Genomic DNA, 26,457 nt, shown 5'->3' on the forward strand with positions numbered 1-26,457 from the left:
CGAACAACACCACACGCTGCGCGACGTGGTCGGGGTATTCAGGATCGGTCGCGCGCTCGCGCACTGACGGGCGCGGCCCCGGTGCTCCGCGGGAAGTCGACGCGAGCGGAAGCCGAGCCGCTTCGCGGCTTTCCATGTGATTGTCGTCGGCGAGTTCCGGCGTAAGCCGCAAACGGCTGCCTTGCCCAGCCGCTATATGGCGATCTGCGTCGAGGAAAAGACCTGTTTGAGCACCATGAAAGTCCGAATCTGGCGCACGCCGGGCAGATAAAGCAGTTGTTCGGCATGGAGTCGGTTGAAGCTTTCGCTATCGCGTGTGCGCAGCATCATGAAGTAGTCGAACTCGCCGGTCACCACGTGGCATTCCATGCAGCCGGATACGTTCTGGGCCGCTTTTTCAAACGCGGCAAAGGATTCGGGAGTCGATCGATCCAGTACGACGCCGATGATGACGACCATGCCTGCATCGAGGGCAGGCGCGTTGAGCAACGCGACGATTCCTCGGATCAAACCCAGGCTCTTGAGCCGTTCGACGCGGCGCAAACACGCCGGCGCGCTCAAATTCACCTTCGCCGCCAGAGCGACGTTCGAGATCGATGCGTCTTTTTGAAGGGCTCGCAGGATCGCTTTGTCCGTACGGTCAAGTTCGACGTGGCTCGCGTCGTCGGGGCGCGATTTTCCAGGAAATTTTGTTGTCGATTTCATTGATTCTAAAAAATATACATTCGTGAGGATGGGGAAAATTGTATTTCAAAGCGTGGTGATCGGTGGATGTTTGCAACCACGTTTCGTGGGTATTTCACTAGAATTTCTTCGTGCCCGGTCGCTCTGACGACATCGGGCGTCGGAATCCACCGCCCACCTTTCGGAGAACCTCCGTGAACCTCGATCGCTTTCCTCGCCACAAGCTGACCTTCGGACCCACCCCCATCCACGAGTTGCCCCGCCTCGGCAAGGCGCTGGGTGGAAAAGTTCATCTCTATGCAAAACGCGAAGACTGCAACAGCGGCCTGGCGTTCGGCGGCAACAAGACCCGGAAGCTCGAGTACATCGTGCCGGACGTTCTGGCGAGCGGCGCGGACACGCTGGTATCGATCGGCGGCATCCAGTCGAACCAGACGCGTCAGGTCGCGGCGGTCGCGGCTCATCTTGGCCTGAAATGCGTGCTGGTTCAAGAAAACTGGGTCAACTACTCGGACGCCGTGTATGACCGCGTCGGGAACATTCAGATGTCCCGCATGATGGGCGCCGACGTTCGGCTGGTCAGCGACGGCTTCGACATCGGCATTCGCCCGAGCTGGGAGCAGGCGATGGAGAGCGTTCGCGACGCGGGAGGGAATCCGTATCCGATCCCAGCCGGTTGTTCAGAGCATCGGCTTGGCGGCCTGGGGTTCGTCGGTTTCGCGGAGGAAGTGCGCGCCCAGGAAGCTGAACTCGGATTCAAGTTCGACTACATCGTCGTGTGTTCGGTGACGGGAAGCACGCAGGCCGGCATGGTCGTCGGCTTCGCGGCAGACGGGCGCGCGGATCGCGTGATCGGTATCGATGCGTCGGCCAAACCCGCGCAGACGCGCGAGCAGATTCTTCGCATCGCACGCCACACCGCCGATCTCGTGGAACTCGATCGGCCGATCGGGGACGCGGACGTGGTGCTGGATACGCGCTACGGGGGCCCTGAATACGGCCTTCCGTCGGAAGGTACGCTCGAAGCGATTCGACTGTGCGCGAAGACCGAGGGGATGTTGACCGACCCGGTTTATGAAGGCAAGTCGATGCATGGCATGATCGACAGGGTGCGCCGGGGCGAGTTTCCGGAAGGGTCCCGTGTCTTGTATGCACACCTCGGCGGCGTCCCCGCATTGAACGCATACAGCTTCCTGTTCAAGAACGGTTGAGGCTTGGCCGCGTTCCGACTGCAAGTGGAGTCGGAACGCGGCGTGTATATCGTCAATTCGGGGTGCAAAGTATGGACATGCAGAATCGACTTCCGACCACGACGACCGATCCCGACCCGGAAGAGCTCCGGGAATGGTGCGACGCGCTCGATGGCGTGTTGCATGCGTGGGGCGGCGATCAAGGCAAGGAACGTGCACGCCATCTTCTCGACTCGTTGTTGGCGCATGCACACGCCCGTCGCGTCGCGTGGAGGCCGCCTCTGATCACGCCGTACGTCAATACCGTGGCGCCCGACGAGCAGCCTGCCTATCCGGGCGATCTGCAAATCGAGCGGCGGATCGCGGCGTTGATACGGTGGAACGCGCTCGCGATGGTGGTCCGCGCCAACCGGGCGCAGGGCGAACTGGGCGGACACATCGCGAGCTATGCTTCGGCCGCGGACCTGTTCGAGGTCGGTTTCCAGCATTTTTTCCGCGGCCCGGATGCGGTGCACGGCGGCGATCTGGTGTTTTTCCAGGCGCACTCGGCGCCGGGTGTCTACGCGCGGGCATTTCTCGAGGGGCGACTGTCGGAAGAATCGCTGTCCCATTATCGCCAGGAGATCGTGGCGGAGGCCGGCGGCATCCGGGGATTGAGCTCATATCCTCATCCCTTTTTGATGCCGGACTTCTGGCAGTTTCCAACCGGATCGATGGGGCTGGGGCCGCTCAACGCCATTTATCAGGCGCGGTTCATGCGGTACATGGAAAATCGTGGCTTGAAGGCGCACGGCGATCGTCGCGTGTGGGGTTTTTTCGGCGATGGAGAAATGGACGAGCCCGAGTCGATCGCCGCGTTGACACTCGCGGCTCGCGAGCGGCTCGACAACTGCATATTCGTCATCAACTGCAATCTCCAGCGACTGGATGGCCCCGTTCGCGGCAACGGCCGGGTCATCGACGAACTCGAGGCATTGTTCGCCGGCGCCGGATGGAACATCGTCAAATGCATCTGGGGCTCCGAGTGGGATGCGTTGCTCGGCCGCGATCATGGCGGTGTGCTCGAACGCGCTTTCGCGAACACCGTCGATGGTGATTTCCAGACGTTGTCGGCCAATGACGGCGCATTCAATCGCGAGACGTTCTTCAGCCGGACGCCGGAACTGCGAGCGCTGGTGGATTCGTTGTCCGACGACGACATCGCGATGCTTCGGCGCGGCGGACACGATCCCGTGAAAATCCATGCCGCCTTTGCCGCGGCGACGGTCAGGAATGGTCGGCCGTCGGTTGTGCTGGCCAAGACCATGAAGGGCTATGGCATGGGCACGATCGCGCAAGGGCGTATGACGACGCATCAGCAGAAAAAGCTGGAGCGGGACGACCTGCTTGCCTTTCGGGATCGATTCGCGCTCCCGCTTTCCGACGAAGAGGCATCGGAAGCGCGGTTCTATCGGCCGGCGCACGATAGCGATGAACTGCGGTACTTGCGCAAGCGTCGCGAGACGCTTGGCGGCTATCTCCCTCAGCGACGTGCGGCATCCGAGCGACTGGCGGTGCCCGAACTGGCGAGCGTCGCGGGCTTCTCGCTGAATGCGGACGGCAAGGTCATGAGTTCGACGACCGCCTTCGTCAGGCAACTTGGTGCGCTGCTCAAGGACGCCAGCCTCGGCCCGCGATTGGTTCCGATCGTGGCGGACGAGGCCAGAACGTTCGGCATGGCGAATCTTTTCCGTCAGGTCGGAATCTACGCGCCGTTCGGCCAGTTGTACGATCCGGAAGACAATTCATCGATGCTCTCGTATCGTGAAGCGTCCGATGGTCAAATTCTCGAGGAAGGCATCACGGAGGCGGGAGCCATCTCGTCGTGGACGGCCGCCGCGACGAGTTACGCCGTGCACGGTATTCCGATGATGCCGTTCTATATCTACTACAGCATGTTCGGTTTTCAGCGTATCGGCGACTTGATCTGGGCGGCTGCCGACCAGCGAGCCCGAGGCTTTCTCGTCGGCGCCACGTCAGGCCGCACGACGCTGGGAGGAGAAGGATTGCAGCATCAGGATGGCTCGAGCCATCTTCTCGCGTCGACGATACTGACGTGTCGGGCGTACGATCCGTCCTTTGCCGGTGAACTGGCGGTCCTGGTCGACTACGGGTTGCGGCGCATGCTGAGTGACGCGCACGACGAGTTCTTTTACGTCACCGTGACCAATGAAAACGTCGCGCAACCAAGTATTGCCGATGCGTCGCATGAAGGTATCGTGAAAGGCATGTATCTGTTTCGACGGGGCGGCCGCTTTCAGAGGCGGGTTCAGTTGTTCGGCAGCGGCGCGATCATGGGGGAGGTTCTCAAGGCGGCGGACGAATTCGAGCGGTTGCATGAGGTGTCCGCGGACGTGTGGAGTATTACCAGCTATGTCGAGCTGGGGCGGGATGGCGCGCGATGCGAGCGGGAATGGCGGCTCGGTTCCGGAGACATCGGGGAATCGTGGATTTCCACCCAGCTGCGCGCGACCGTTGGGCCGATCGTCGCCGCGTCGGACTATGTGAAAGCGCTTCCGGAAATGGTTCGTGCATATATTCCAGAAGGACGGCGATATGTCACGCTTGGGACCGACGGGTTCGGTCGAAGCGATTCGCGCGCGCAGTTGCGGCGGTATTTTGAGGTGGATGCTCAGGCCATCGTGCAGGCCGGGTTGAAGGCCCTCGAGGGGCCGGTGGTGGGGAATGAGGCCCGCCAACGGTCGGGGGCGTCTGGTGTCGTCGGGGTGGTGGCGTACTAACGTGTGCTTTCTGTCGAATATGTGCGTGGGTCGTTGTTTTAAGTGGTTCTCCACGCCCTTGTCGTTGAACCTGTCTTGCTATCGGTCTATCAGCGTCGCCCCTGCGCGGGGCGGCGGTCACTTTTCTTTGTCTTCCAAAGAAAAGTAACCAAAAGAAAGGCGCGTCCTTGGGCGGACGGCAAAGGAGGTTCTGCTCAGGTTCGTGGTTTCTTTGCCCACCGTAGTCGCGGGATGTCGGGGCTCGGTGGGGACACGGGTACGGGTCGCCACGTGTCTAGTCGGCCGTATGCAGTTGCTTCACCAGTTCGCCAATGAAGTCGATCAGTACAGTCGATAACTCGCGGCCCGACAAGGTCTGGATCTGGATCGCACGCAACGACATGCCCGGATGGTCGATCGGTATCGCCACCAGGCCGTCCGTCGCCAGACGCGCCCGTACCGTCAGGCGGCTGGTCAGCGACACGACCCCCGACATTTGAGTGAATGCATACAGCGTGCCGGAGTTGTTGCAGGTCAGGACAGGCTCGAAAAGAAGATTCTCGAGGCTCGCCGTCGTATCGAAAAGCTGACGGATCGTCGTGCCACGGTCAAGCAACGCAATCGGGAAATTCCGCAACTCGGCCATCGATACCGTCGCGCGACCAGCCAGCACGTGAGAACGCGGCATGACGGCGCAAATGGGCGCGCTCTGCGTGTACTCGACGTTGATCTCCGGCTCTCGTACAACACCGAAAGTCAGGCCGATATCCGCTTCGCCGCTCCGTACGTGTGCCGTCACCTCCTTCGGCGCCGTCACCGCTACCTCGAAACGGGTACCGGGCGACTTCTCCAGAAATTGCGTGATGGCGCGAGGGAGGACATCCCGGGCAAACGCTTCCGACGTCGAGACGCGGATCGTGCTCCGATCGAACGAGTTCAGCGCCTTGATCTCCTCGATCACCTGCTGACCTTCGAGCAGGGTTCTACGAACATGGGCAGCCAGCAGCTCCCCGGCCTTGTTGGGGACCATGCCGCGCGCCTGACGCTCGAACAACGGGCAGCCAACCTCCTCCTCCAGCTTCGTGATCTGACGGCTGATCGCCGAGATCGAAACGTGCAGCTTCTCGGACGCCTCGCTCAGCGAACCTGTATTGGCAACGGCAAGGAAGTATCGGAGTGCAGCGTTGTGCATGACGGGCCGCCAAGTTTGCGTTATTCGAAAGCAGGGCACGCAAAAAAGTCAATTGTAGTGCGCGTTTTGGCTCCGTACGCTTGATCCATCAAGGTCGAACAAGCCGCTCTTCCACGATACACGCGAGGATCACCATGACGCGCCATCAAGCAATCGACTCTGCCACAACATATTTCGATTCGGGGGGCTTTCTGAAAGATCTCGCGCGACGCGTCTCCATGACGACGGAAAGTCAGGATTCCGGACGGGAAGGCGAGCTTCGAGCATACCTCGTCGACGAGATCGTCCCATCGATCGACCGTATCGGCTTTGAGTCTCGTATCGTCGAGAACCCGGTTGCGGGGAGCGCGCCGTTTTTGATCGCGACGCGTATCGAGGACCCCTCGCTTCCGACGATCCTGATGTACGGGCACGGTGATGTCGTCCGTGGCCATGACGGACAGTGGAAGGACCAGATGTCGCCATGGAACGTTACGGTTGAAGGAGACCAATGGTTCGGGCGGGGCACCGCGGACAACAAAGGGCAACACACGATCAACCTGGCCGCGCTGGAGCAAGTCATCGAGGCCAGGAATCGACGCCTGGGCTTCAATGCGACGCTGCTGCTCGAGATGGGGGAAGAAACCGGATCGCCCGGGCTGCGCGCGGTCTGCGAGCAGAACAAGGACCTTCTCGCCGCCGACGTTCTGATCGCTTCGGATGGCCCTCGGGCCAGGTCGAACGTCCCCTGCGTTTTTCTCGGGTCGCGTGGATTCGTGAACTTCACGCTTTCCGTCCGGCTCCGGTCGGGCGCCCATCATTCCGGAAATTGGGGAGGAGCGCTCGGCAATGCCGGAACCGTGCTCGCGAACGCGATTTCGTCGCTCGTCGACGGGCGCGGGCGGATCCTCGTCGACGCGCTGTTGCCGACGCATATTCCGGCTTCGGTACGCACGGCGCTGAAGCATATTGCCGTCGGTGGCGGGCCCGACGATCCTCACGTCGATGGCAATTGGGGCGAGCCCGATTTGACGGCCCAGGAGCGCGTCTATGCATGGAACGCGCTCGAAGTACTGGCCTTTACCACCGGTAACCCGACCAGCCCGATCGGCGCGATTCCGCCCGTCGCGCACGCGCATTGCCAACTCAGGTACGTCGTCGGTACGGATTGCGAGCGTATCGAAGAAGTTCTACGGCATCGCCTCGACGAATGCGGGTTCGACAGGGTCGAGGTTGCAATCGGCGAGCGAATGGGCGCCACGCGTCTGCCGCCGGAAGATCCGTGGGTCGCATGGGCGCTCGATTCGATCGAGCGGACGACCGGAAAGCAGCCGGATTTGCTTCCCAATCTTGGCGGGTCGCTGCCCAACGACGTCTTTTCCGAGGTTCTGGGCCTTCCGACGATCTGGATTCCGCACTCATACGGAGCCTGCTCCCAGCACGCACCGAACGAACACCTCCTTGGAAGTGTCGCGCGTGAGGCGCTGCAGATCATGGCCGGCATATTTTGGGATCTCGGGGAGTCGGCATCCGCCGTCCGGGATCGGCGCAAGGAAGGAGCGCTTGTCGTCCACGCATAAGACGCCAATTTTTTAATGCACTTGTCATCGTAAGTGAACGGAGAATGAGATGCGTACTATGGAAATGGTGGATGCCGCGCCGACGAGAGAACAAGCTCCAAACGTGTTGCGGCTGGTGTCCGCCGCAACCGTCGGCAATGCCTTGGAATGGTTCGACATACTGATTTACGGATTCTTCGCAATCTCGATTTCAAAGGCTTTCTTTCCAGCGTCGAGCAGCGGGGTATCCCTTCTTCTGACGTTCGGGACGTTCGCGATCTCGTATTTGGCCAGGCCGATCGGAGCGCTGGTGCTGGGTTCGTATGCGGATCGTCGCGGCCGCAAGGCGTCGATGATGGTGTCGATCGTGACGATGATGATCGGCACGACGACGATCGCACTGATGCCGAGTTACGCGTCGATCGGCGTGATCGCACCGATTCTGGTCATCTGCGCTCGGCTGCTTCAGGGATTTTCCGCGGGCGGCGAGTTCGGCAGCACAACCGCGTTTCTGGTGGAACAGTGTCCCGAGCGCAAGGGATTGTTCGCCAGCTTCCAGTTCGCGAGTCAAGGATTGAGCTATATGCTCGCGGCCGGTTTCGGCGTTCTCCTCACGTTGATCCTCGATGGAGACGCCATCGACGCATGGGGTTGGCGCATACCGTTTCTCTTTGGTGTGCTGATCGGCCCGGTCGGCCTGTACTTGCGAAAGCACGTGCATGAGGCCGACGGCGCGAGGCGTGAAAGGCCCGCATCGTTCCCGGTGAGGGAAGTGTTCGTCAATCAGAAAGCCAGAATGTTGCTGGCGATCGGTACGCTCGTTCTTTCCACCGGCGCCAGTTACGTCATTCTTTATATTCCGACCTACGCGGTACGTGAACTTCATCTGCCTGCCAGTTTCGGTTTCATTGCAACGACGTTGACCGGCGCCATCCTGACGTTCGTTACGCCGTTCGTCGGTCATCTCTCGGACAGGATCGGCCGCATCAGGCTGATGATCTGGGCCGGGATAGCCTTCATTCTGACCATTTATCCGGTTTTCAAATTGCTTGGCGCGCATCCCGATCTGGGAAGACTCATTGCGATGATGGCCTGGATGGGGACGCTGAAGGCGGTCTATTTTGGCGCGCTGCCAGCGCTGATGGCGGAAGTATTTCCGACCGAAACGCGAGCGACTGGCATGGCGATCAGCTACAACATCGGCGTCACGCTGTTTGGCGGTTTCGCGCCGCTGATCGTCGCGTCGCTGATCCATCAGACGGGCAATCTGGCATCGCCGGCGTTTTATCTGATGCTGCTCGGCGTGCTGAGTCTGTTTGCATTGCGCGGCTGTCGATCGATGTTGAATCTCCGATAAGGCAGCGCATCGAGAGAACGCCGCACGGCCGGGCGATGGCTTCGCCGGGTGCGGCGCGAGACTTGTTTCGACGACATGCGAGGTGATCGGCATGAGTGCAAGGAAACTGGGCGCGGTATCGTCGGGGGCTTCGACGTGGAACTGGCTGTTACCGCCTTCGGAGCGGGCTCGCGTGTGTGTCGTCATGGATCCGAGCCCGGGCTCGGCCGCGGTTTCAGCGGCCGTAGCCCGCTTCGCGGCGATGCCGGAAGTCGCGCTTCTCCAGATTGACGATCCCGTCGATGCGCATCGTGCATGGAGCGAGTCGCTCATGCCGGGTAACGTCCCGGATGCGGCGAAGACGAGCGCGGATTGCCGATTGAGTCGATTGCCGCGAGGCGTGCCGTTGCTGATGTGGTCGACACGCCCGCAACACCTCGACTGGCTCGGCGGCATCGAAGGCAACAGGGTGCGTGCCCTCGTTACTTTCGACGGCGACGAGGTCGAAATGCAGGTATCTCGTCTGCTCGCGCTTGTGCTGAAGGAGTTGAAGCACGCGATCGCCGAGAACATGTTGATCCATTGAGGCGATGAAAATCGCTTTGCCCGGCCGTTGCAGACCGAGCGGCTGGTCAATGACTAGTCCCGGCAAATCGGTGTCGCGGTCACGTCGTGGAAACCATGAAGGGCATCAACGACAGCTCCCGCCAAATCTCGGACATCACGGGTGTCATCGACAGCATTGCCTTTCAGACGAACATTCTGGCCTTGAATGCGGCGGTCGAGGCCGCGCGCGCCGGCGAGCAGGGCAGGGGCTTCGCGGTGGTCGCCAGCGAAGTGCGCAGCCTGGCCGGACGTTCCGCCGATGCGGCCAGGGAGATCAAGAAGCTCATCGGCTCGAGCGTGGGGCGCGTTGCTCAAGGTTCGACCGAAGTCGAGCGCGCATGGGTGGCGATGACCGAAGTCGTGAACTCCATTCGTCGCGTCACCGAGACGATGCGTGAAATCAGTGCCGCGAGCGCCGAACAATCGCTCGGCGTGGCCCAGATCGGCGAAGCCGTCGGCCAGATGGAGCGCGCCACGCAGCAAAACGCTGCGTTGGTCGAGCAAACGGCGGCGGCGGCGGTCAGTCTGCGCCAGCAGTCACGGGAACGGGTGGAGGTCATCTCGGTTTTTCGCCTTGGACGCGGTGAAGCGCCGTAGAGCCGGCGTGTTTAGGCATACGCGCCGCGATCGCGCTGGACCGACGGGACGGGAATCCGCCGCCTGGCGCCGCGACCGCACGCCAGGCTGACGGGCCGATTACCGTTTTGTCATCTACGCCGCTCGGGCCTGCACGGAGCGCGGCCGTGTCGCCGTTTCCGGGTAACATCGCCGTATGTCACCACGAATGCGACGGAGCCGGCCATGCGCATCCTGATAGTCGAAGACGAACCGAAAACGGGCGCGTACCTGAAGAAAGGGCTCGAGGAATCGGGCTTCAGCGTCGATCTCGCGAAGGACGGCGCCGAAGGGCTGATGCTCGCGCAGGAAGAGCGTTACGACGTGATCGTGCTCGACGTGATGCTGCCCGTGCTCGACGGCTGGGGCGTGCTCAAGCGGCTGCGCGAGACGCATACGACGCCCGTGCTGTTCCTGACCGCGCGCGACGACGTGCAGGACCGCGTGCACGGCCTCGAACTCGGCGCCGACGATTACCTCGTGAAGCCGTTCGCGTTCGTCGAGCTGCTGGCCCGCATCCGCACGCTCGCGCGTCGCGGGCCGCCGCGCGAGACCGAGCACCTGGCGGTCGGCGATCTGGAAATCGACGTGGTGCGCCGCCGCGTGAAGCGCGGCGCCACGCGAATCGACCTGACGCCGCGCGAATTCTCGCTGCTGCAACTGCTCGCGCGCCGGCAGGGCGAGGTGCTGAGCCGCACGCAGATCGCATCGTACGTGTGGGACATGAATTTCGACAGCGACACCAATGTCGTCGAGGTCGCGATCCGGCGCCTGCGCGCGAAGATCGACGACGCGTTTCCGGTCAAGCTGATCCATACCGTGCGCGGCGTCGGCTACGTGCTCGAGCCGAAGGACGGCGCATGACGCGCGCGCGCTCGCTCGCGGCGACACTCGCGCTCGCTTTCGCCGCGACCACGCTGGCCGCGTTCGCGCTCGTCGGCGCGTATGTGTATGCGGGCCTCGAGCGGCAGGTGAACACGCAGGACGATCTCGACATCGTGCTGGCCGCGCGCCACACGCGCCGGCTCGCGGGCGAGCTCGAGTCGCTCGATGCGGTTCGCGCGCACGCGGAGCGGCTGACGAGCCAGGTGCTGGGCAACGAGGCGCTGTCGATGGTCGTCGTCGATGCGCAGGGCGACGTGCTCGCGCGCCACAACGTCCGGCTCGTCGCGCTCGACGATGCACCCGCGGCCGCATCGGTTCCGCTGGCCGACGCGCAACTGTTCGCGCCGCACGCGGCGCCGGTTCCCGCGAACGACCGGATCACGGCCGACCGGCTCGTCACATGGACCGCCGCCGGCGGCACGCCGATGCGCGGCGTCGCGATCGAGGCCGCGCTCGGCGACCGCACGCCGATCCGCATCGCGATCGCGCGCAACATGCGCGACCGGGCCGAACTGCTCGACGGCTACCGCAACCGGCTCATGCTTGCCGGCGGCGTCGGCGCGCTGTTCGCGCTGCTGCTCGGCTACTGGCTGATCCGCAAGGCGCTCGCGCCGCTGCGCGAGATCGTCGACGACACCGGCCGGATCACGGTCGACAAGCTCGACACGCGGCTCGACGCGTCGCGCGCGCCGCCGGAGCTGCGCGCGCTCGTCGATGCGCAGAATGCGATGCTCGGCCGCCTGCAGCAGGCGTTCGCGCATCTGTCGCAATTCAGCGCCGATCTCGCGCACGACTTGCGCACGCCGCTGAACAACATGCGCGGCGCCACCGAAGTCGCGCTCGCGCGGCCGCGTTCGGCCGACGAGTACCAGACGCTGCTCGAATCGAATCTCGAGGAATACGATCGCCTCGCACGGATGATCGAGAACGTGCTGTTTCTCGCGCGCGCCGAGCATCCGAGCTTCGTCACGCGGCAGCGCGCATTCGACGTGCGCGACGAACTCGAGCGCATCGCCGAGTATTTCGAGGGGCTCGCCGACGAGGCGGGCTCGGCGCTGCGCGTCGACGGGCACGGGCAGTTGACCGCCGACGTCGAGCTGTTCCGCCGCGCGGTCGGCAACCTGCTCGCGAACGCGCTGCGTTACACGCCCGCCGGCGGCGTCATCACGCTGAGTGTCGATGAAACCGCCGACGCGGTGCGCGTCGTCGTCGCGAATCCGGGCGAGCCGATCGATCCCGCGCTGTTGCCGCGGATCTTCGACCGCTTCGTGCGCGGCGACCCCGCGCGCAGCGGCGGCGCGCCGGGCGGCACGGCAGGGCTCGGCCTCGCGATCGTGCGCTCGGTGATGGAACTGCACGGCGGCACCGCGCAGGTCGAAAGCGACGCGCGCGGCACGCGCTTCGTGCTCACGTTCAACCGGCCGCCGGCTGTGTGACGGCGGGTTCGGGCTGCGCGGCCGCCGCGTGGTCCTTCGTGCCGGCGTTCGAAACAGGGCAGCCGTTTGCGGGGTCTTCAAACGAACCGAATGTAGAATCAATGTAGATACAAACGGCTTGCCATTTCTGCGGCGCGTGTCTACAATGGATAAACATTCGGAGCATGATATGGAACTCAAAATTCAGAAGTGGGGCAACAGTGCGGCCGTACGGCTTCCTGCTGTGTTGTTGGAGCAGATCGGCGCGTCGGCTGGCAGTTCTCTGCGCGCCGATGTACGGCCGGATGGCGTGTTGCTTTCACCCGCGCGGCGCAAATATTCGCTGGATGAACTCGTTGCGCAATGCGATCCGAAGGCTCCGCAACCGGCAGACCTCGTTGCGTGGGGTGAAGTCAAGCCCGTGGGACGTGAGGCATGGTGAGGCGCGTCAAGTTCGACCGTGGCGATATCGTGCGGGTTAGCCTGAATCCGACAGTGGGCAAAGAACAGCAAGGGGATTTCCGTCCCGCGCTGGTTCTGTCACCCGCCGCGTTCAACACGCTTGGCGTGGCGCTCGTCGCGCCAATTACGCAGGGCGGCGAATTCGCGCGATACGCGGGATTCGCTGTGCCGCTCTCGGGTTCGGGGACGGAGACGCAGGGCGTGGCGCTGGTGAACATGGTCCGCACGCTCGACCTCGAGGCGCGCGGCGCACGCAAGGTCGAGCGTGCCCCCATTGAAGTTGTCGAAGATGCGCTCGCTCGCCTGCAAACCATTTTGGAATGACGGGAAACGCCGGCCTCGCCGGTAAGTGACATCCCAATCGACAGTGCGATCAACGCGTCGGTTCGCTGCCTCAAATGCGGCGCGCACGGCGTTGGCGCGTGCAACCGCGGGCGGCTGTTCGATGCGGAGCGTCTCGGCGACGTCATTGCCGGCGAATTGGTCGAAGCCCTGCTCGCAGATGGACAATTACGCGAGCACGCCCCAGCATTATTGGAGCTTGATCCAGAACGAGGCCGGGGACCATTCGCTTGCCAGCGGCAGGTCAACCGGACGTACGAGACCGGAGAGTGGCACCCAACTACCGCAAGGCAATCGACCCGGGCGCAAGTGATGGGGAAGACATGGTTCGCATGACTGACGGTGATATGTCGCAGTGTGACGTCAACGAGCCGTATTACCGACGTGCAACCTTTCGTCCGCCGATCGAAGAGTTGAAATGGTGCTACGGCTGCGCGCCTCTCACGTTCAACCGGCCGCGGGCTGCGTGACGGCGGGTTCGGGCCGCACGGCCCCCGCGTGTTCCTTCGCGCCGGCGTTCGATTCCGCGCCTGATTCCGCGCCCGCGCCCGCCTGCCAGCCGCCGCCCAACGCCTTCAGCAGGCCGACCGCCGCCTCCATCCGGCGCGCGTCGATCTGATCGGCGGTGCGCCGGTTCGTCAGCGCGATCGTCTGCGCGGTCACCACATCGAGATAGCTGACGGCGCCGGCGTTGAAACGATTCGTCGTCAGCCGCAGCGACAGATCGGCCGCGTCGGTCGCGCGTTGCTGGCTGCCGGCTTCGGAAGCGAGTGCATCGAGCGCGGACAACTGATCCTCCACCTGCTGGAACGCGACGAGCACGGTTTGCCGGTAATCGGCGACCGCGCCGTCGTATTGCGCATGCGCGCCGCGCAGCGATGCGCTGCGGCGGCCGCCGTCGAACAGCGTGCCGGCGAGCTGCGGGCCGATCGACCAGAACAGGCTCGGCGCGGTGAGCCACGGCGCGAAGAACGAACTCTCGAGGCCGGCGCTCGCCGACAACACCAGATCGGGAAAGAACGCGGCACGCGCCTCGCCGATCTGCGCGTTCGCGGCCGCGACGCGACGCTCGGCCGCCGCGATGTCGGGCCGCCGCTCTAGCAGTTGCGACGGCACGCCGGCCGGAATGGCCGGCACGTGGAACGCCTGCACGCGGGGCGGCAGCGCGAACGTCGACGCGCTTTCGCCGACGAGCGTCGCGATCGCGTGCTGCAACTGCGCACGCGACGCGTCGATGTCGGTGTCCTGCGTGCGCGTCGATTCGAGTTGCGTCTGAGCTTGGGCGACGGCCGACGCGTCGATCGCACCGGCCGCGAGTTGCTGCCTGAGCAGCGTCAGCGCGTCCGCGTACGCGCTAACCGTGTCGTCGAGCAGTTGCTTCTGCGTGTCGAGCGAGCGCAGCGCGAAATAATCGGTCGCGAGTTCGGCCGTGACCGACAGCTTCACGGCCTGCAGGTCGGCCGCGCTCGCGGCCGCGTTCGCCTGCGCGCCCGTCACCGCATCGCGCACGCGGCCGAACACGTCCGGCTCCCAGCTCGCGGCCACGCCGGCCTGGTAGTCGGGCGTCGTCTTGCCGGCGAGCGACGAGCCGAGCCGGTTCTGCGACACGCGCGCGCGGCTTTGCGCGACGCCCGCGGTGATCGTCGGCAGGAATCCGGCGTGCTGATAGTCGACCATCGCGCGTGCCTGCTGCAGATCGGCGACGGCTTTCTTCACCGTCTGGTTCGACACGTCGACGCGTGCTTCGAGCGCGTTCAGGGCGGCGTCGCCGAACACCGTCCACCACGCGCCGCGCGCGGCGGCGTCGGCCGGCATCGCGACGTGCCAGCCGGCCTGCGCGGCAGGTGCGGCCGGCGCGCCCGCGTAGTGCGCGGGCACCGCGACGGCGGGTGGCGAATAGGGCGGCAGCGTCGAGCAGGCGGTCAGTGCGGCGGTGGCGGCGAGCGTGACGATGCGACGTGCGAACGGAAGCGGATGACGGAGGCGCATGGCAGGTATCTCGTGATTCGTCGTCGATGGGTCAGCCGCGGGCGGGCGCGGCAGCGGGTGTCGATGTAGCCGGTGCGGCGCCGGCCGCGCGCGGCGGCGGCACGTTGCGTGCATCGGCCGCAGACGCAGGTTGCGCGGCCTGCGGGGCGGAAGCGGCCGAAGCGGCCGAAGCCGGCGAAGCAGCGACCGGCGCTGCATCGTGCGCGGTCGACACGATCTTCACGGCCTCCCCGGCCGTGATCGCATCGCCCGGGTTGTCGATCACGCGATCGGTTGCCGCGAGCCCCGCGACGATCTCCACCCGCGTGCCGAAATCGCGCCCGATCTGCACGGTCTTCAGCGCGGTGCGCCCGTTCGCGCCGACGGTGGCCACCGTCACGCCGTTCGGGCGGAACAGCAGCGCGCTGACCGGCAGCTCGAGCGCCGGCGCCGCGCTCGGCACGACGAGATGCGCCTGCGCGTACGCGCCGGGCATCAGCGTGCCGTCGCGATTGTCGACGTCGATCTCGACGCGCAGCGTGCGCGTGACGGGATCGATCGCGCCCGCGCTGCGCGCGACGCGCGCGGCGATGCGCCGCCCCGGATACTGCGGCGTCGTCAGGTAGACCGGTGTGCCGGTCGACACGCCCGTCGCGCTGTCCTGCGGCACATCGACGAACACGCGCAGCGTGTCCGTCTGTTCGAGGTGGAACAGTTCGCCGGACAGGCCCGGGCTGCCCGGCGTGCCGCCCGCGGTGACGAGCGTGCCGACGTCGACGTTGCGTGCGGTGATCACGCCGTCGAACGGCGCGGTGACGGATTCGTACGACACGAGTTCGGCAAGATGCGCGACGTTCGCCTGCGCGGCGGCGAGCATCGCGCGCTTCGCGTTCATGTCCGCGACCTTCGTGTCGGTGTCCTGCTGCGACACCGATTGCGTCTTCAGCATGTCCTGCCAGCGCTGCGCGGTCGATTTCGCATAGTCGTAGTTCGCCTGCGCGCTCGCTTCGTCCGCGCGCGCCTGGCGCAACTGCGCGTCGAGATCGGGCGCCGAGATTTGCGCGAGCGTCTGGCCGGCCTTCACGTGCGTGCCGAGATCGGCGCTCCAGTGCGCGATATAGCCGCTCGTGCGCGCATAGATCGATGCGTCCGCATACGGCGTCACCGCGCCGGGCAAGGTCAGCGTCTGGTCGGCCGGCGCCGTGCCGGGCACGACGACCGACACTGGCAGCGCCTGCTGCGCGGCCACCTGCGCACGCTGCGCGGCGCGCGCGTCGATACGCGGCACGATGCCGAGCGCGAGCAGCGCGGCGGCGAGCGCGGCGGCCGCGAGCGGCACGGTCAGCTTGCGGCCGCGGCGAGCCGGCGGGGTGTCGGAGGCGGCGCCGCGCGCGGCGGGCGGCACGGCTGCGGCAGCGGGGGCCGCGGTGGCCGTTTCGGCGGCCGGCGGCGGGGCGACGGGTTCGATCGAGTCGTTCATGATGGGTCCGGGGTCGGGCGAATCGAAGGATGGGAAGGGGCGGCCGTGCGCGCTCAACGCAGTGCCGGCGTATCGGGCGCGGGCTGCGCGCGCCGGGCGGCCGCGGCGTCGCGGCGCCGCGCGAGCCACGCGTGGACTAAGCCGAACACCACCGGCACGAACAGCAGCGTCGACACCGTGCCGAACGCGAGGCCGCCAATCACCGCGCGGCCGAGCGGCGCATTCTGTTCGCCGCCATCGCCGAGGCCGAGCGCCATCGGCAGCATGCCGATCAGCATCGCGAGCGCGGTCATCACGACGGGGCGGAAGCGGTTGAAGCCGGCATCGAGCGCTGCTTGCCACGGCGACGCGCCGCCCGCGAGCAGCTCGCGCGCCGCGTTCACGACGAGAATGCTGTTCGCGGTCGCGATGCCGATGCACAGGATCGTGCCGGTCAGCGCGGGCACCGACAGCGTGGTGCGCGTGACGAACAGCATCCATGCGATGCCGGCGAGCGACGCCGGCAGCCCGCCGACGATCACGAGCGGATCGAGCCACGACTGGAAGTTCACGACCATCAGCAGGTAGACGAGCGCGATCGCGAGCGCGAGGCCGCCGAGCAGGCCCGTGAACGATTCGTGCATCGCCTGCACCTGGCCGCGCAGCACGATCGACGAGCCGGGCGGCAGTTGCGCGCGTGCGGCGTCGACGAGCTTCGTCACGTCGGCCGTGACGCCGCCGAGGTCGCGCCCCTGCACCGACGCGAAGATGTCGAGCACCGGCTGCACGTTGTAGTGCGACACCACGGCCTGCTGCGTCGAGCGCGAGAACGTGCCCAACGAGCCGAGCAGGTTCTGCGCGGGCGCGCCCGCGGCCGGGCCGCCGGCCGGCGTCTGCGGCGCGCGTGCGGTGCCGGCCGGCAGCGGCACGTTCGCGAGCGACTGCAGTGAATTCACCGTGTATTGCGGCGTTTGCACGAGCACCGGGTAGCTGACGCCGTTGCGCGGATCGAGCCAGAAGTTCGGCGTGGTCTGCGAACTGCCGGACAGCGCGATCAGCAGGTTCTGCGCGACGTCGCGCTGTTCGAGGCCGGCCTGGATCGCCTTCGTGCGGTCGACGTTCACGTTGATCGCCGGTTCGTCGCCGGGCTGCTGGATGCGTGCGTCGACGAGCCCGCGCACGCCGCGCAGCTTCGCGAGCAGCGCATTCGCGACCGCGCGGTTCTGGTCGAGCTTGTTGCCGACGATCTGGATGTCGATCGGCGCGGGCAGCCCGAAGTTCAGGATCTGGCTGACGATGTCGGCCGGCAGGAACGCGAACGTCACGCCGGGGAACGACTGCGCGAGCACGTTGCGCAGCTTCGCGACGTATGCGGCCGTCGACGCGTGATTCGGTTTCAGCGTGACGAGCACGTCGGCGTCCTCGGTGCCGATCGGGTCGGACGAGTCGTACGTGAGGTTGATCCCGCTCACCGGCACGCCGATGTTGTCGAGCACGCCGGCGAGTTCGTTGGCCGGGATCACGCCGCGGATCTTCGCTTCGACTTCGTCGGTCAGCCGCGCGGTTTCCTCGATCCGCGTGCCGGTCGGCGCGCGCAGGTGCAGGCGGATTTCGCCGGTGTCGACCGACGGAAAGAAGTCCTGCCCGGCGAACGCGTAGAGGCCCGTCGACGCGACGCACGCGAGCAGGAACGCGGCCGCGAAGCGGCGGCGCCGCGCGATCGCCGCCGAGAGCAATGCGCGATAGCGCAGCCGCACGGCCTCGAAGCGATGCTCGAACGCGGCCTGGAAACGCGCGACGCGCGCGAATACGCCGCGCGGCGGCCGGCCTTGCCCCTTCGCGCGCATCAGCGCCATTGCGAGCGTCGGCACCAGCGTGCGCGAGAAGAAGTACGACGCGATCATCGCGAAGATCACGGCCTCGGCCAGCGGCACGAACAGATAGCGCGCGACGCCCGTGAGCAGGAACATCGGCACGAACACGATGCAGATCGACAGCGTCGACACGAAGGTCGGCACCGCGATTTCGCCCGCGCCGGTCAGAATGGCTTCCTCTAGCGGCGCGCCGAGCTCCAGATGATGCGTGATGTTCTCGATCGCGACGGTCGCGTCGTCGACGAGGATCCCGACCGCGAGCGCGAGCCCGCCGAGCGTCATGATGTTGATGGTCTGGCCGAGCACGGACAGCGCGAGCAGCGACGTGAGCACCGCGAGCGGAATCGATACCGCGATGATCAGCGTCGCGCGCCAGCTGCCGAGAAACAGCAGGATCATCAGCGCGGTCAGGCACGCGGCGATCAGCGCCTCGCGCACGACGCCCTGGACCGCCGCCTTCACGAACACGGACTGATCGTCGAGCGGCGAAATGTGCAGCGCCTTCGGCAGGCCGGCCGCGATCTTCGGCAGCATCGCCTTCACCTGGTCGATGATCGTCAGCGTCGACGCGCTGCCGGTCTTCTCGACCGTCAGCAGCGCCGCGCGCTTGCCGTCCACGCGCACGATGTTGGTCTGCGGCGCGTAGCCGTCGCGAACGTGCGCGACGTCGCGCACGTACACGACATTGCCGCCGATCGTCTTCACCGGCAGGTCGTTCAGCGCGGCGACCGTCTGCGTGCTGCCGTTCATCTGCACGTTGTATTCGTGCGTGCCGATCTTCGCGGTGCCGCCCGGCAGGATCAGGTTCTGCGCGTTGATCGCGTTCACGACGTCGATCGGCGCGAGCCCCTTCGCCTGCAGCGCGCGCGTATCGAGATCGACGACGATCTGGCGGATCTTGCCGCCGAACGGCAGCGGCACGGCCGCGCCCTGGACGGTCGCGAGCTGCGTGCGGATGAAGCTGTTGCCGAGGTCGTACAGCTGCTGCTCGGCGAGCGTGCCGCTCGACAGCCCGAGCTGCAGGATCGGCACCGTCGACGCGTTGTACGTGATGATGTTCGGCGGCAGCGTGCCGGGCGGCAGGATGCGCAGGATCGACGCGGCGTTGCTCGCGGCTTCCGCGATCGCGCGATTGATGTCGGCGCCCGGATGGAAGAAGATCTTCACGACGGACACGCCGTTCAGCGACTGCGACTCGATGTGCTCGATGTCGTCGACGTCGGACGTGAGCGCGCGCTCGTAGTTCGACGTGATCCGCTTGGCCATGTCCTCCGCGGAGAAGCCGTTGTACGACCAGACGATGCTGACGACCGGAATGTCGATGCTCGGAAAAATGTCGGTCGGCGTGCGCAGCAGGGCAAGTGGCCCCGCGATGAAGATCAGCAGCGCGAGTACGACGAACGTGTAGGGCCTGCGTAACGCCAGCCGGACGATCCACATGATGGTGCTCCTCGAAGCAAGGCTCGGATGCGCATTCGATGCGACGAGCATGCAGTCTGCCGGCGCGGCGTTGACCCGACCCTGACCCGAAGATTACGAAGTCGTTATCTGTGCGGACGCGGCGGCGTCGGCCGCGCCGCTTCGTCCCTATAATGTCCGGCCGTGAACCTTCACGCGTTCCCGTATCCCGCCGCTTTCAGGAGCCTGACCGATGTCGTTGCGCACCGATGCAGATTTCTTCCTCCTTCTCGCCGATTCCTACCGCCGGCTGTTGCACCGCCCGCTCGTTCCCGACGGCATGAGCGCGTCCGACGGCGCCGCGTGGCTGTACGAGACGGCGCCGTTCGGCGTGCTGGCGCACGACACGTCGGCCGATCCGGTGTTCGTGTACGGCAATCGGCGCGCGCAGGCGATTTTCGAATACGACTGGGACGAACTGACGGCGTTGCCGTCGCGCCTGTCGGCGGAGCCGATGGAGCGGCGCGAGCGGCAGATATTCCTCGACAAGGTGATGCGGGACGGCTTCGTGTCCGGATACCGCGGCGTGCGGGTCACGAAATCCGGCAAGCGGTTCTGGATCGAGCGCGCGACCGTGTGGCAACTCACGGACGCAGATGGAATCGTGCGCGGCCAGGCCGCGATGATTCCGGAAGTGCGGCCGCTCGACGCGTCCGCATGAACGCGACGGTCGTCCGACGTGCGCGCCTGCGCGGTGCCCGGCGAGCCGGGCGCCCCTGCACGACGGGCGCCCGCGCCCGGATAACAAAACCGTAATCGAAGGCTCACCTTCAGGAAAGCGCGCGAATCGCAGAATGATCCCAACTCTTCATCACATCGATGGGGAGCGGATGTCCGGCCTGATCTGCGGACGCGAACACGCCATCTTTGAGAGGTGAACATCATGAACAACCTGATTCGTGCAGTCCTGCTTTCCTGTGCGCTGAGCGCACCGATCGTCGCATTTGCGCAAACCGCCGACCATGCGCTCACACGGGCCGACGTGCGCGCCGATCTCGTCCGTGTCGAAAAGGCCGGTTATCGGCCGGTCGGCAGCGATCCTTACTATCCCGAGGACATCCAGGCAGCGGAGGCGAAGGTCGCCGCCCAGCATCCGCAGTCGGTCGCTGCACGGCCGGATGCCGCCGCCGGGACGGGCATGCCGTCGCTCGCGTCGCTCGACACGCAGCAATTGTTCGAGCACCACTGAACGCGGTTTTTTCAGCCGCCGTCCGCCGCCGGCGTCGGTCATTCGACGCCGGCAACGCACCCGTCACGCAACGAATCGCTTTCGCTCGCGCGGTCGTGCCGGCGGCGCGTCCCCATCGAATCGTTCTCGGGAGTGTCATCATGAATCGCAAGCTTGTCGCCGCTGCGTTGCTCGCTCTTTGCCTCGGCACGGCCGCCGCCACGCCGGCCTTCGCGCGCGGCCAGCCGCAACTGCCGGATGACGACGGCGGGCGCGCGAGCGTGCTGCACGCGCTCGACCCGGAGTCCGATGCGCCGCGCCCGGCGCATGACACGCGGCCCGCGAACGCTCAGGCCGCGCCCATCAAACGTGCGCCGAGCGCGATTCCGCGCGCGGCGATCGATGCGCTGGCGGCGCGCTGACGGGCGTCCCAGCCGGCCAGCCCGGCGTCGAACCTGCTGCCTGGCGCGACGTCGCGCAACGCCTGCGCGAGACCGACCGCATCGTCGGCCGCTTTCGCGACGCCCGCCGCCGTGTGCGGGCGCACCATGCAGGCGGCGTCGCCGAGCAGCACCGCGCGCCCGAACGCCATCCGCTCGACCGCGAGATCGAGGATCGCCTGCGCGAATGGCGCGGGTGTCGCGTCGACGAGCGCGGCGAGCGTCGGCGCGAGCATCCGGTCGGCGGCGTCGACGAGTTCCGCGCGGTTGTCGTCGCGCATCGCGCCGGGCGGCAGCGACCCGTCGCGCTGCGTGCCGTCGCGTGCAAGGAACAGCGATGCCAGCCGGTCGGACGCGAGACGCCGGTACCACACCCAGTTCACGCGCCGCCCGCCCGGTTCGAGCGCGCCGTCGGCGCCGGGCACCAGATAGGTGAGGAACAGGTGCCGGTCGCCTTGCTGGAACGTGAAGCGTTCGCGCAGCAGAACCAGCACCTGCTCGGGCAGCGCGCGTTCGTCGACGAGCCCGCGCCACGCGACATAGCCCGCATACGTCGGCCGCACGTCCGGCAGCAACTGCGCGCGCACGGTGGAGCGACCGCCGTCCGCGCCGATCAGCAGATCGGCCGTCTCGGCATGGCCGCTCGCGAAGTGCGCGACGATCCGCGCGCCGTCCTGCTCGAACCGCTCGAACGCGTCGCCGGCGTGGAGGATGCCAGCCGGCAGCGCACGCTTGAGCGCCGTGTAGATCACGTTCCACGCGGTCTGCGTCTGCGGCATCGCGAAGCGTTGCACGATCCGGTCCTGTGCGTCGACGTAGATCCGGTCGATCGAATCGACGCCGGCCTCGCGCGGCAGCGGCACGCCGCCGAACGCGAACGCGCGCTCGATCGGCGGCTGCAGCACGATGCCGCCGCCGCGGCTGTCGAGTTCGTGCGGCGATTGCTCGAATACGCGGACGTCCCAGCCGGCCGCGCGCAACGCGGTCGCCGCGAACAGCCCGCCGACCGATCCGCCGGCGATGACGGCCTTGCGGCCCGATCCGTGTCCCATCCGATGGTCCTCCGATGATGCCGCGTGCAGCGGCGTTGCGTCAGCCGGCCCAGCCGCGCAGGAAATCGAGCAGCAGCATGTTCACGCGCTCGGGCTGCTCCTCGTGCGGCAGGTGCCCGCACAGCGCGATCGGCTCGGCCCGCAGGTTCGCCGCCATGCCTTCCCATACGGCCTTCATGTCGAACATCTTGCCGACCGCGTAGAAATCCTCGCCCCAGATCGCCATGGTCGGGCACCCGATCCTGACATCCGCATCGACGAGATCCTGCTGCACGTCTTCCGCGTTCGCGCGATAGTCGGCCAACGCGCCGCGCACGGCCCCCGGGCGCCGATACGCGCGTACGTACGTGTCGAATACATCGCCCGAGATCGCATGCGGGTTGTAGCACCAGTCGGCGAAGAAATAGCTGAGCCATTCGGCTTCCTTGCCCGCGATCAGCGCCTCCGGCAGGTCGGGCACCTGGTGGAACAGGAAGAACCAGTACGCGCGCGCCGTTTGCGCGGTCATGTTCTGCGCGACGATGCGCGTCGGCACGTTGTCCATCACGACGAGCCGCTCGACGCGCGCGGGGAAGTCCTTCGCGAAACGCGTCGCGACGCGTGCGCCGCGATCGTGGCCGACGAGCGCGATGCGGTCGATGCCGAGCGCATCGAGCAGCGCGGCGAGATCGCGCGCCATGTTGCGCTTGTCGTAGCCGGCCGCGGGCTTGTCGGTTTCGCCGTAGCCGCGCAGGTCGGGCGCGATCACGCGGTAGTGCCGCGCGAGCACCGGGATCTGGTGGCGCCACGCGAAGCTGGTTTCGGGAAAGCCATGCAGCAGCACGACGACGGGCCCGGCGCCGGCATCGATGACGTGCTGGCGGATGCCGTTCGCGGTAATGGTGTGATGGGTGAGTGCGAGCGTGTCGGTCGTCATGTGGGAGCCCCGGTTCGATGCGGACGGTGCGCGGTACGGCACGCGTCCAATGCTGTCCGAGCATAGGGCAAGCAGCGACCGTCGCGGCTGAATCGTTCTGAATCGGCCCGGGCGCGGTGCAACGCCACGCCGCGCCGCGGCATCACGAGCGGCGGGCGCGCTTCGCGGCTGCGTCGGACGCGACACGCTTCAGCGCGGCCGGCGTGCCGTTCAGGAACGCGTCGATCTGCCGTTCGATTTCCGCGTCGAGATCGTCGGGTACCGGCAGCCCGTATACCCACTTGCGCACGCCGAGATAGAAGATGCTCGCGTGCAGGCTCCACACCAGTTCGATTTCCGCATTGCGCTGCGCTTCCGACGCCGGCGTCGCGATGTCGTACGCATGCCGCAGCTCGCGCAGCACCGGCAGGAACACGCGTTCGCGCAGCCGCGACAGATAGCGCGTGTTGAAGCCCTCGCGGCTGAGCCCCGCGAAGATGAACGTGCGAATCCATTCGCGCCGCAGGATCGTCTGCGCATACGACCGGTAGAACGCGACGAGCCGCTGCTGCAGCGGAACCGAGCGGTCGGCGATCAGTTTTTCCCACTCGGGATCCCACGTGTAGACCTCGTCGTATACGCGATCGATCAGCGCTTCCTTGCTCGGGAAATACCGGTAGAGCAGCGGCTGGGTCACGCCGATCTGCCGCGCGAGCTCGCGCGTGCTGCCGGAAAAACCGTGGGTCGCGAAGTGTTCGACCGCCTTTTCGACGATCTGCCGCTCGCGCGCTTCCGGCGTGAGGCGGCGGCCCGATGTGGCGGCGGTGTCGTCGGCGGTCGCCCCGCGCGTGCGGGGCGCTGCCTTGCGCTTGGTGTCGGTCATGCGTCGGCTCCTGAATGCGGCCATTCTGCACTTATCGATCGAAAAATAGCAAGGCGCGCCACCGCGAAGCCGGCCACGCGGCGCGGGCGTCGCCGCCCCGCGCGTTCAGAACGATTCAGTTCGCCGCCATGACTTTCAGGCCCGCATTCCGTAGTCTTGCTCCCGAGCCGCCGCACGCGGCCGAATCCCTTCGGCCGGCCCGGCCGGCGGCGTAACCGGAACGGACCATGCCTTACCTGATCTCGCCGGGAGCCGGCATCGCAGTCGGCCTCCCGCACCCCCTCGTGCGCGTGCAATCGCCCGCGCCGCCGCCGATCGCCCTGGCGGGCCGGCTCGGCCTCGTCTTGCGCGAGCATGCGGTCGCGCTCGCGCGGGCGCAATGGCGCGCGCGCGCCGCGCAGGTCCGCGATGCGGGCACCGTCGACCCAACCGCGGAAGCCACGACATGCAGCCCGCGCAAGTAACGGCAGCGGGCGCGGCGGCCCCCGATCGCCTGCGCGGCGAGGATGTGTTTCTCGCCTCGATCGCCGGCTACGTCGACACGCTCGGCTTCGTCGCGCTGTTCGGGCTCTTCACCGCGCACGTTACCGGCAACTTCATCCTGATCGGCTCGGGCCTCGCCGGTGTCGGCCAGGGCCTGATGATCAAGTGGCTCGCGTTTCCGGCATTCATCGCGGGCATCGTGGCCGCCCGTCTGCTCGATCACCGGATGCGCGTGCGCGGGCATGGCCCGCGGGCGCGCTCGCTGTACGCGCTGCAGACGATCCTGCTGGCCGGCTTCATGCTCGCGGGCGTCGCGGCGTCGCCGATCGGCAGCGCCGATGCGCCCGCGACGATCGTCTGCGGGCTGCTGGGTGCGGCGGCAATGGGCGTGCAGAACGCGCACGGCCGGCTGACCGCGCGCACCGTCGTCGCGAATACCGTGATGACCGGCAACGTCACGCAGGCGGTCATCGATGCATTCGACTGGCTCGTGCCGATCGCCGCGCCGGCCGAACGGGAAGCCGCGCGCGCGCGGCTGCGACGCACGCTGCCGCCGGTCGCCGGGTTCGCGCTCGGTGCGGGCGCCGGCGCGAGCGCCTACCTGTACGCCGCGTTCTGGGCGCTGGCGCTGCCGCTCGCGATGCTCGTTTTCCTCACCTGGCGCGCCGGCCGGACCGGCGAGAAGTCCGCGGCGCGCTGAGCGCCGATACCGCGCGCGGCGTCGGCTGTGCGCGGCATCGGGGGCGGCGAAGCCGCTCCCGTTTCTTCATTCCGTCAACGCTGGCTTCGAGAATGGCTTGATTCAGGTCGGCAAGCGCCAGACGCCTCGACCGTTCACGGCTGATCTCCCGGAAACCGACACTCGGGGCGGCGGATGCGCAAATCACGCACAACGCGCGACTTCGCGCGCTGCGCCTTCCGTTCAAGCTGTTCGGCAGCATCAAGAAGATGGTGGCCTTCGTCGACGACGACGCGGCCCATGCGCGTGAGCTTCGCTCGACGTGTGCCTGTCACGTCGGTGTCGATTCGCGGCGCTTCACGGAAGCGTCGGAGGTGTGAGCGCCAGGTAACGGGCCGAACATGTGCTGGCTGCACTTCGCGTCGCGCCACGCGGTTCCCGGTCGGATGCCGTCGAGCATTCGTCGCACCACGGGAAGAATCTGTTCGCCGGCCAGAATGCCAAGCAGGCCGGCGAGGGCGACGGCGGGCGGCGCCGGCGATTGCACGCCGATCAGCGCGTAGACGACGCCGGCGAGGATGCCGGCGAAAAGCGAAGCAGTGTACGGTTTCATCGTTCTGGAATGAAATGACAGCCGTTAAAAATACGGACACCTACCGGTCTGGCGTCGATCCGAAAGTCTTGGGCCAGCCTATCAGGTCCGCGCGCTCGTCGTTAGCGCATTCAATGAAATTCAGAACTTTTCAGTCTGAATGTCGAGCGTGGCGAGAATCAGAACAATTAACTGGTGCGGCTGCACATTCGCGTATTGAATGACGCAGGCCGGCCGCCGACGCTTCCGACACCGCGCATTGGACGCCTCGCGGATTCGTCGGCCAGGCGAGTCTCATTTTTCTCCGCGTCAAAGGACATCATCACCATGAGCAACCCCAAGCTTGAAGTACTTACCCCGCACAACAGCCAGCTGATCTTCATCGACCAGCAGCCGCAGATGGCCTTCGGCGTGCAGTCGATCGATCGGCAGACGCTGAAGAACAACGTCGTCGGGCTCGCGAAGGCCGCGAAGGTCTTCAA

General features: G+C 66.2%; 24 protein-coding genes and 2 pseudogenes. 15 read left to right on the forward strand and 11 right to left on the reverse strand.

The genetic code is table 11. The features are described from left to right. Window positions 1-192: 192 nt before the first annotated feature. On the reverse strand, window positions 193-705 hold the full coding sequence (locus C5F75_RS29550; RefSeq protein ID WP_059579037.1) for an Lrp/AsnC family transcriptional regulator: 513 nt from the start codon (window positions 703-705) through the stop codon (window positions 193-195). Window positions 706-878: 173 nt separating this feature from the next. Here C5F75_RS29550 and C5F75_RS29555 point away from each other — a divergent pair, with 173 nt between their 5' ends. Together C5F75_RS29555 and mdeB are read left to right on the forward strand one after the other, a co-directional pair. After that, on the forward strand, window positions 879-1,895 hold the full coding sequence (locus tag C5F75_RS29555) for a 1-aminocyclopropane-1-carboxylate deaminase (RefSeq protein ID WP_059579040.1): 1,017 nt from the start codon (window positions 879-881) through the stop codon (window positions 1,893-1,895). Window positions 1,896-1,966: 71 nt separating this feature from the next. Next, window positions 1,967-4,654: an alpha-ketoglutarate dehydrogenase gene (gene mdeB / locus C5F75_RS29560; protein ID WP_059579043.1), complete on the forward strand. Its 2,688-nt coding sequence runs from the start codon at window positions 1,967-1,969 to the stop codon at window positions 4,652-4,654. Window positions 4,655-4,928: 274 nt separating this feature from the next. On the opposite strand, the gene C5F75_RS29570 is transcribed toward mdeB, so the two are convergent. Then, a complete protein-coding gene (locus C5F75_RS29570) occupies window positions 4,929-5,825 on the reverse strand; it encodes a LysR family transcriptional regulator (protein WP_059579045.1) in 897 nt (298 codons plus the stop codon). 134 nt (window positions 5,826-5,959) lie between these two features. On the opposite strand from C5F75_RS29570, the gene C5F75_RS29575 reads away from it, so the two are divergent. The 8 genes and pseudogenes from C5F75_RS29575 (at window position 5,960) to C5F75_RS29610 (ending at window position 13,006) form a co-directional block, all read left to right on the forward strand. Continuing rightward, window positions 5,960-7,384, forward strand: coding sequence for a M20 family metallopeptidase (locus tag C5F75_RS29575; protein ID WP_059579048.1), 1,425 nt, complete (start codon window positions 5,960-5,962; stop codon window positions 7,382-7,384). 49 nt (window positions 7,385-7,433) lie between these two features. Continuing rightward, window positions 7,434-8,720 (forward strand): MFS transporter, encoded by a 1,287-nt coding sequence (locus C5F75_RS29580; protein WP_059579051.1) that lies wholly within the window; start codon window positions 7,434-7,436, stop codon window positions 8,718-8,720. Window positions 8,721-8,811: 91 nt separating this feature from the next. Beyond that, window positions 8,812-9,285 carry a hypothetical protein gene (locus tag C5F75_RS29585; RefSeq protein ID WP_144029783.1) on the forward strand — a complete coding sequence of 158 codons (474 nt, stop codon included), beginning with the start codon at window positions 8,812-8,814 and terminating at the stop codon, window positions 9,283-9,285. 83 nt (window positions 9,286-9,368) lie between these two features. Next, a pseudogene (locus C5F75_RS29590) lies at window positions 9,369-9,902 on the forward strand (methyl-accepting chemotaxis protein); the annotation flags it as partial. Between the two features lie 204 nt (window positions 9,903-10,106). Then, complete coding sequence (locus tag C5F75_RS29595) at window positions 10,107-10,784, forward strand: heavy metal response regulator transcription factor (protein WP_059579057.1); 678 nt, start codon at window positions 10,107-10,109, stop codon at window positions 10,782-10,784. Next, window positions 10,781-12,241 (forward strand): heavy metal sensor histidine kinase, encoded by a 1,461-nt coding sequence (locus tag C5F75_RS29600; RefSeq protein ID WP_059579061.1) that lies wholly within the window; start codon window positions 10,781-10,783, stop codon window positions 12,239-12,241. Before C5F75_RS29595 ends, C5F75_RS29600 begins: the two co-directional genes overlap by 4 nt. A gap of 169 nt (window positions 12,242-12,410) precedes the next feature. Continuing rightward, entirely contained in the window at window positions 12,411-12,662 is a 252-nt protein-coding gene (locus tag C5F75_RS29605; protein ID WP_081066622.1) for an AbrB/MazE/SpoVT family DNA-binding domain-containing protein, read from the forward strand. Further along, window positions 12,656-13,006 carry a type II toxin-antitoxin system ChpB family toxin gene (locus tag C5F75_RS29610; protein WP_059579063.1) on the forward strand — a complete coding sequence of 117 codons (351 nt, stop codon included), beginning with the start codon at window positions 12,656-12,658 and terminating at the stop codon, window positions 13,004-13,006. The genes C5F75_RS29605 and C5F75_RS29610 overlap by 7 nt, the downstream gene beginning before the upstream one ends. A 465-nt stretch (window positions 13,007-13,471) precedes the next feature. Here the strand turns inward: C5F75_RS29610 and C5F75_RS29615 are convergent, their stop codons facing one another. From C5F75_RS29615 to C5F75_RS29625, 3 genes are read right to left on the reverse strand one after another with little or no spacing between them, the layout of a single operon-like run. Continuing rightward, window positions 13,472-15,013, reverse strand: coding sequence for an efflux transporter outer membrane subunit (locus C5F75_RS29615; RefSeq protein WP_059579066.1), 1,542 nt, complete (start codon window positions 15,011-15,013; stop codon window positions 13,472-13,474). A 31-nt stretch (window positions 15,014-15,044) separates the two neighbouring features. Next, window positions 15,045-16,472 carry an efflux RND transporter periplasmic adaptor subunit gene (locus C5F75_RS29620; RefSeq protein ID WP_059579068.1) on the reverse strand — a complete coding sequence of 476 codons (1,428 nt, stop codon included), beginning with the start codon at window positions 16,470-16,472 and terminating at the stop codon, window positions 15,045-15,047. 53 nt (window positions 16,473-16,525) lie between these two features. Further along, entirely contained in the window at window positions 16,526-19,765 is a 3,240-nt protein-coding gene (locus C5F75_RS29625) for an efflux RND transporter permease subunit (RefSeq protein ID WP_059579072.1), read from the reverse strand. A 211-nt stretch (window positions 19,766-19,976) separates the two neighbouring features. On the opposite strand from C5F75_RS29625, the gene C5F75_RS29630 reads away from it, so the two are divergent. Continuing rightward, complete coding sequence (locus C5F75_RS29630; protein WP_059579075.1) at window positions 19,977-20,444, forward strand: MEKHLA domain-containing protein; 468 nt, start codon at window positions 19,977-19,979, stop codon at window positions 20,442-20,444. 222 nt (window positions 20,445-20,666) lie between these two features. Then, window positions 20,667-20,972: a DUF4148 domain-containing protein gene (locus C5F75_RS29635; protein WP_104013167.1), complete on the forward strand. Its 306-nt coding sequence runs from the start codon at window positions 20,667-20,669 to the stop codon at window positions 20,970-20,972. Between the two features lie 38 nt (window positions 20,973-21,010). Here C5F75_RS29635 and C5F75_RS36960 read toward each other — a convergent pair whose 3' ends face one another. The 4 genes from C5F75_RS36960 to C5F75_RS29655 all read right to left on the reverse strand — a co-directional run bounded on the left by C5F75_RS36960 (window position 21,011) and on the right by C5F75_RS29655 (window position 24,221). Next, a complete protein-coding gene (locus C5F75_RS36960; protein WP_181035492.1) occupies window positions 21,011-21,241 on the reverse strand; it encodes a hypothetical protein in 231 nt (76 codons plus the stop codon). 59 nt (window positions 21,242-21,300) lie between these two features. Next, a complete protein-coding gene (locus C5F75_RS29645; protein WP_104013162.1) occupies window positions 21,301-22,443 on the reverse strand; it encodes an FAD binding domain-containing protein in 1,143 nt (380 codons plus the stop codon). A 40-nt stretch (window positions 22,444-22,483) separates the two neighbouring features. Beyond that, window positions 22,484-23,359 carry an alpha/beta fold hydrolase gene (locus C5F75_RS29650; protein WP_104013163.1) on the reverse strand — a complete coding sequence of 292 codons (876 nt, stop codon included), beginning with the start codon at window positions 23,357-23,359 and terminating at the stop codon, window positions 22,484-22,486. A gap of 142 nt (window positions 23,360-23,501) precedes the next feature. Next, on the reverse strand, window positions 23,502-24,221 hold the full coding sequence (locus tag C5F75_RS29655) for a TetR/AcrR family transcriptional regulator (protein WP_060314486.1): 720 nt from the start codon (window positions 24,219-24,221) through the stop codon (window positions 23,502-23,504). A 227-nt stretch (window positions 24,222-24,448) separates the two neighbouring features. Here C5F75_RS29655 and C5F75_RS29665 point away from each other — a divergent pair, with 227 nt between their 5' ends. Continuing rightward, complete coding sequence (locus C5F75_RS29665; protein WP_089466075.1) at window positions 24,449-24,685, forward strand: DUF1427 family protein; 237 nt, start codon at window positions 24,449-24,451, stop codon at window positions 24,683-24,685. Next, the gene (locus C5F75_RS29670; RefSeq protein WP_104013165.1) at window positions 24,667-25,404 is read left to right on the forward strand and encodes a YoaK family protein; all 738 of its coding nucleotides are present in this window, start codon (window positions 24,667-24,669) and stop codon (window positions 25,402-25,404) included. The genes C5F75_RS29665 and C5F75_RS29670 overlap by 19 nt, the downstream gene beginning before the upstream one ends. Before the next feature lie 134 nt (window positions 25,405-25,538). On the opposite strand, the gene C5F75_RS37715 is transcribed toward C5F75_RS29670, so the two are convergent. Together C5F75_RS37715 and C5F75_RS29680 are read right to left on the reverse strand one after the other, a co-directional pair. Continuing rightward, window positions 25,539-25,685, reverse strand: coding sequence for a hypothetical protein (locus C5F75_RS37715; RefSeq protein ID WP_407641368.1), 147 nt, complete (start codon window positions 25,683-25,685; stop codon window positions 25,539-25,541). 29 nt (window positions 25,686-25,714) lie between these two features. After that, on the reverse strand, window positions 25,715-25,996 hold the full coding sequence (locus tag C5F75_RS29680) for a XapX domain-containing protein (RefSeq protein ID WP_081059213.1): 282 nt from the start codon (window positions 25,994-25,996) through the stop codon (window positions 25,715-25,717). Between the two features lie 306 nt (window positions 25,997-26,302). Here C5F75_RS29680 and C5F75_RS29685 point away from each other — a divergent pair. Further along, window positions 26,303-26,457, forward strand: a pseudogene (locus C5F75_RS29685) (hydrolase); the annotation flags it as partial.

Source organism: Burkholderia anthinoferrum, from assembly GCF_002925705.1.
Lineage (GTDB): Bacteria > Pseudomonadota > Gammaproteobacteria > Burkholderiales > Burkholderiaceae > Burkholderia > Burkholderia semiarida.

Coding starts and splice junctions, on each gene's coding strand:
- mdeB (WP_059579043.1), top strand. CDS start 1,967: ATGGACATGCAGAATCGACTTCCGACCACGACGACCGATCCCGACCCG.
- C5F75_RS29550 (WP_059579037.1), bottom strand. CDS start 705: ATGAAATCGACAACAAAATTTCCTGGAAAATCGCGCCCCGACGACGCG.
- C5F75_RS29585 (WP_144029783.1), top strand. CDS start 8,812: ATGAGTGCAAGGAAACTGGGCGCGGTATCGTCGGGGGCTTCGACGTGG.
- C5F75_RS29650 (WP_104013163.1), bottom strand. CDS start 23,359: ATGACGACCGACACGCTCGCACTCACCCATCACACCATTACCGCGAAC.
- C5F75_RS29620 (WP_059579068.1), bottom strand. CDS start 16,472: ATGAACGACTCGATCGAACCCGTCGCCCCGCCGCCGGCCGCCGAAACG.
- C5F75_RS29615 (WP_059579066.1), bottom strand. CDS start 15,013: ATGCGCCTCCGTCATCCGCTTCCGTTCGCACGTCGCATCGTCACGCTC.
- C5F75_RS29580 (WP_059579051.1), top strand. CDS start 7,434: ATGCGTACTATGGAAATGGTGGATGCCGCGCCGACGAGAGAACAAGCT.
- C5F75_RS29630 (WP_059579075.1), top strand. CDS start 19,977: ATGTCGTTGCGCACCGATGCAGATTTCTTCCTCCTTCTCGCCGATTCC.
- C5F75_RS29635 (WP_104013167.1), top strand. CDS start 20,667: ATGAACAACCTGATTCGTGCAGTCCTGCTTTCCTGTGCGCTGAGCGCA.
- C5F75_RS29610 (WP_059579063.1), top strand. CDS start 12,656: ATGGTGAGGCGCGTCAAGTTCGACCGTGGCGATATCGTGCGGGTTAGC.
- C5F75_RS29595 (WP_059579057.1), top strand. CDS start 10,107: ATGCGCATCCTGATAGTCGAAGACGAACCGAAAACGGGCGCGTACCTG.
- C5F75_RS29575 (WP_059579048.1), top strand. CDS start 5,960: ATGACGCGCCATCAAGCAATCGACTCTGCCACAACATATTTCGATTCG.
- C5F75_RS29600 (WP_059579061.1), top strand. CDS start 10,781: ATGACGCGCGCGCGCTCGCTCGCGGCGACACTCGCGCTCGCTTTCGCC.
- C5F75_RS29665 (WP_089466075.1), top strand. CDS start 24,449: ATGCCTTACCTGATCTCGCCGGGAGCCGGCATCGCAGTCGGCCTCCCG.
- C5F75_RS37715 (WP_407641368.1), bottom strand. CDS start 25,685: ATGGGCCGCGTCGTCGTCGACGAAGGCCACCATCTTCTTGATGCTGCC.
- C5F75_RS29670 (WP_104013165.1), top strand. CDS start 24,667: ATGCAGCCCGCGCAAGTAACGGCAGCGGGCGCGGCGGCCCCCGATCGC.
- C5F75_RS29680 (WP_081059213.1), bottom strand. CDS start 25,996: ATGAAACCGTACACTGCTTCGCTTTTCGCCGGCATCCTCGCCGGCGTC.
- C5F75_RS29625 (WP_059579072.1), bottom strand. CDS start 19,765: ATGTGGATCGTCCGGCTGGCGTTACGCAGGCCCTACACGTTCGTCGTA.
- C5F75_RS29645 (WP_104013162.1), bottom strand. CDS start 22,443: ATGGGACACGGATCGGGCCGCAAGGCCGTCATCGCCGGCGGATCGGTC.
- C5F75_RS29655 (WP_060314486.1), bottom strand. CDS start 24,221: ATGACCGACACCAAGCGCAAGGCAGCGCCCCGCACGCGCGGGGCGACC.
- C5F75_RS29605 (WP_081066622.1), top strand. CDS start 12,411: ATGGAACTCAAAATTCAGAAGTGGGGCAACAGTGCGGCCGTACGGCTT.
- C5F75_RS29570 (WP_059579045.1), bottom strand. CDS start 5,825: ATGCACAACGCTGCACTCCGATACTTCCTTGCCGTTGCCAATACAGGT.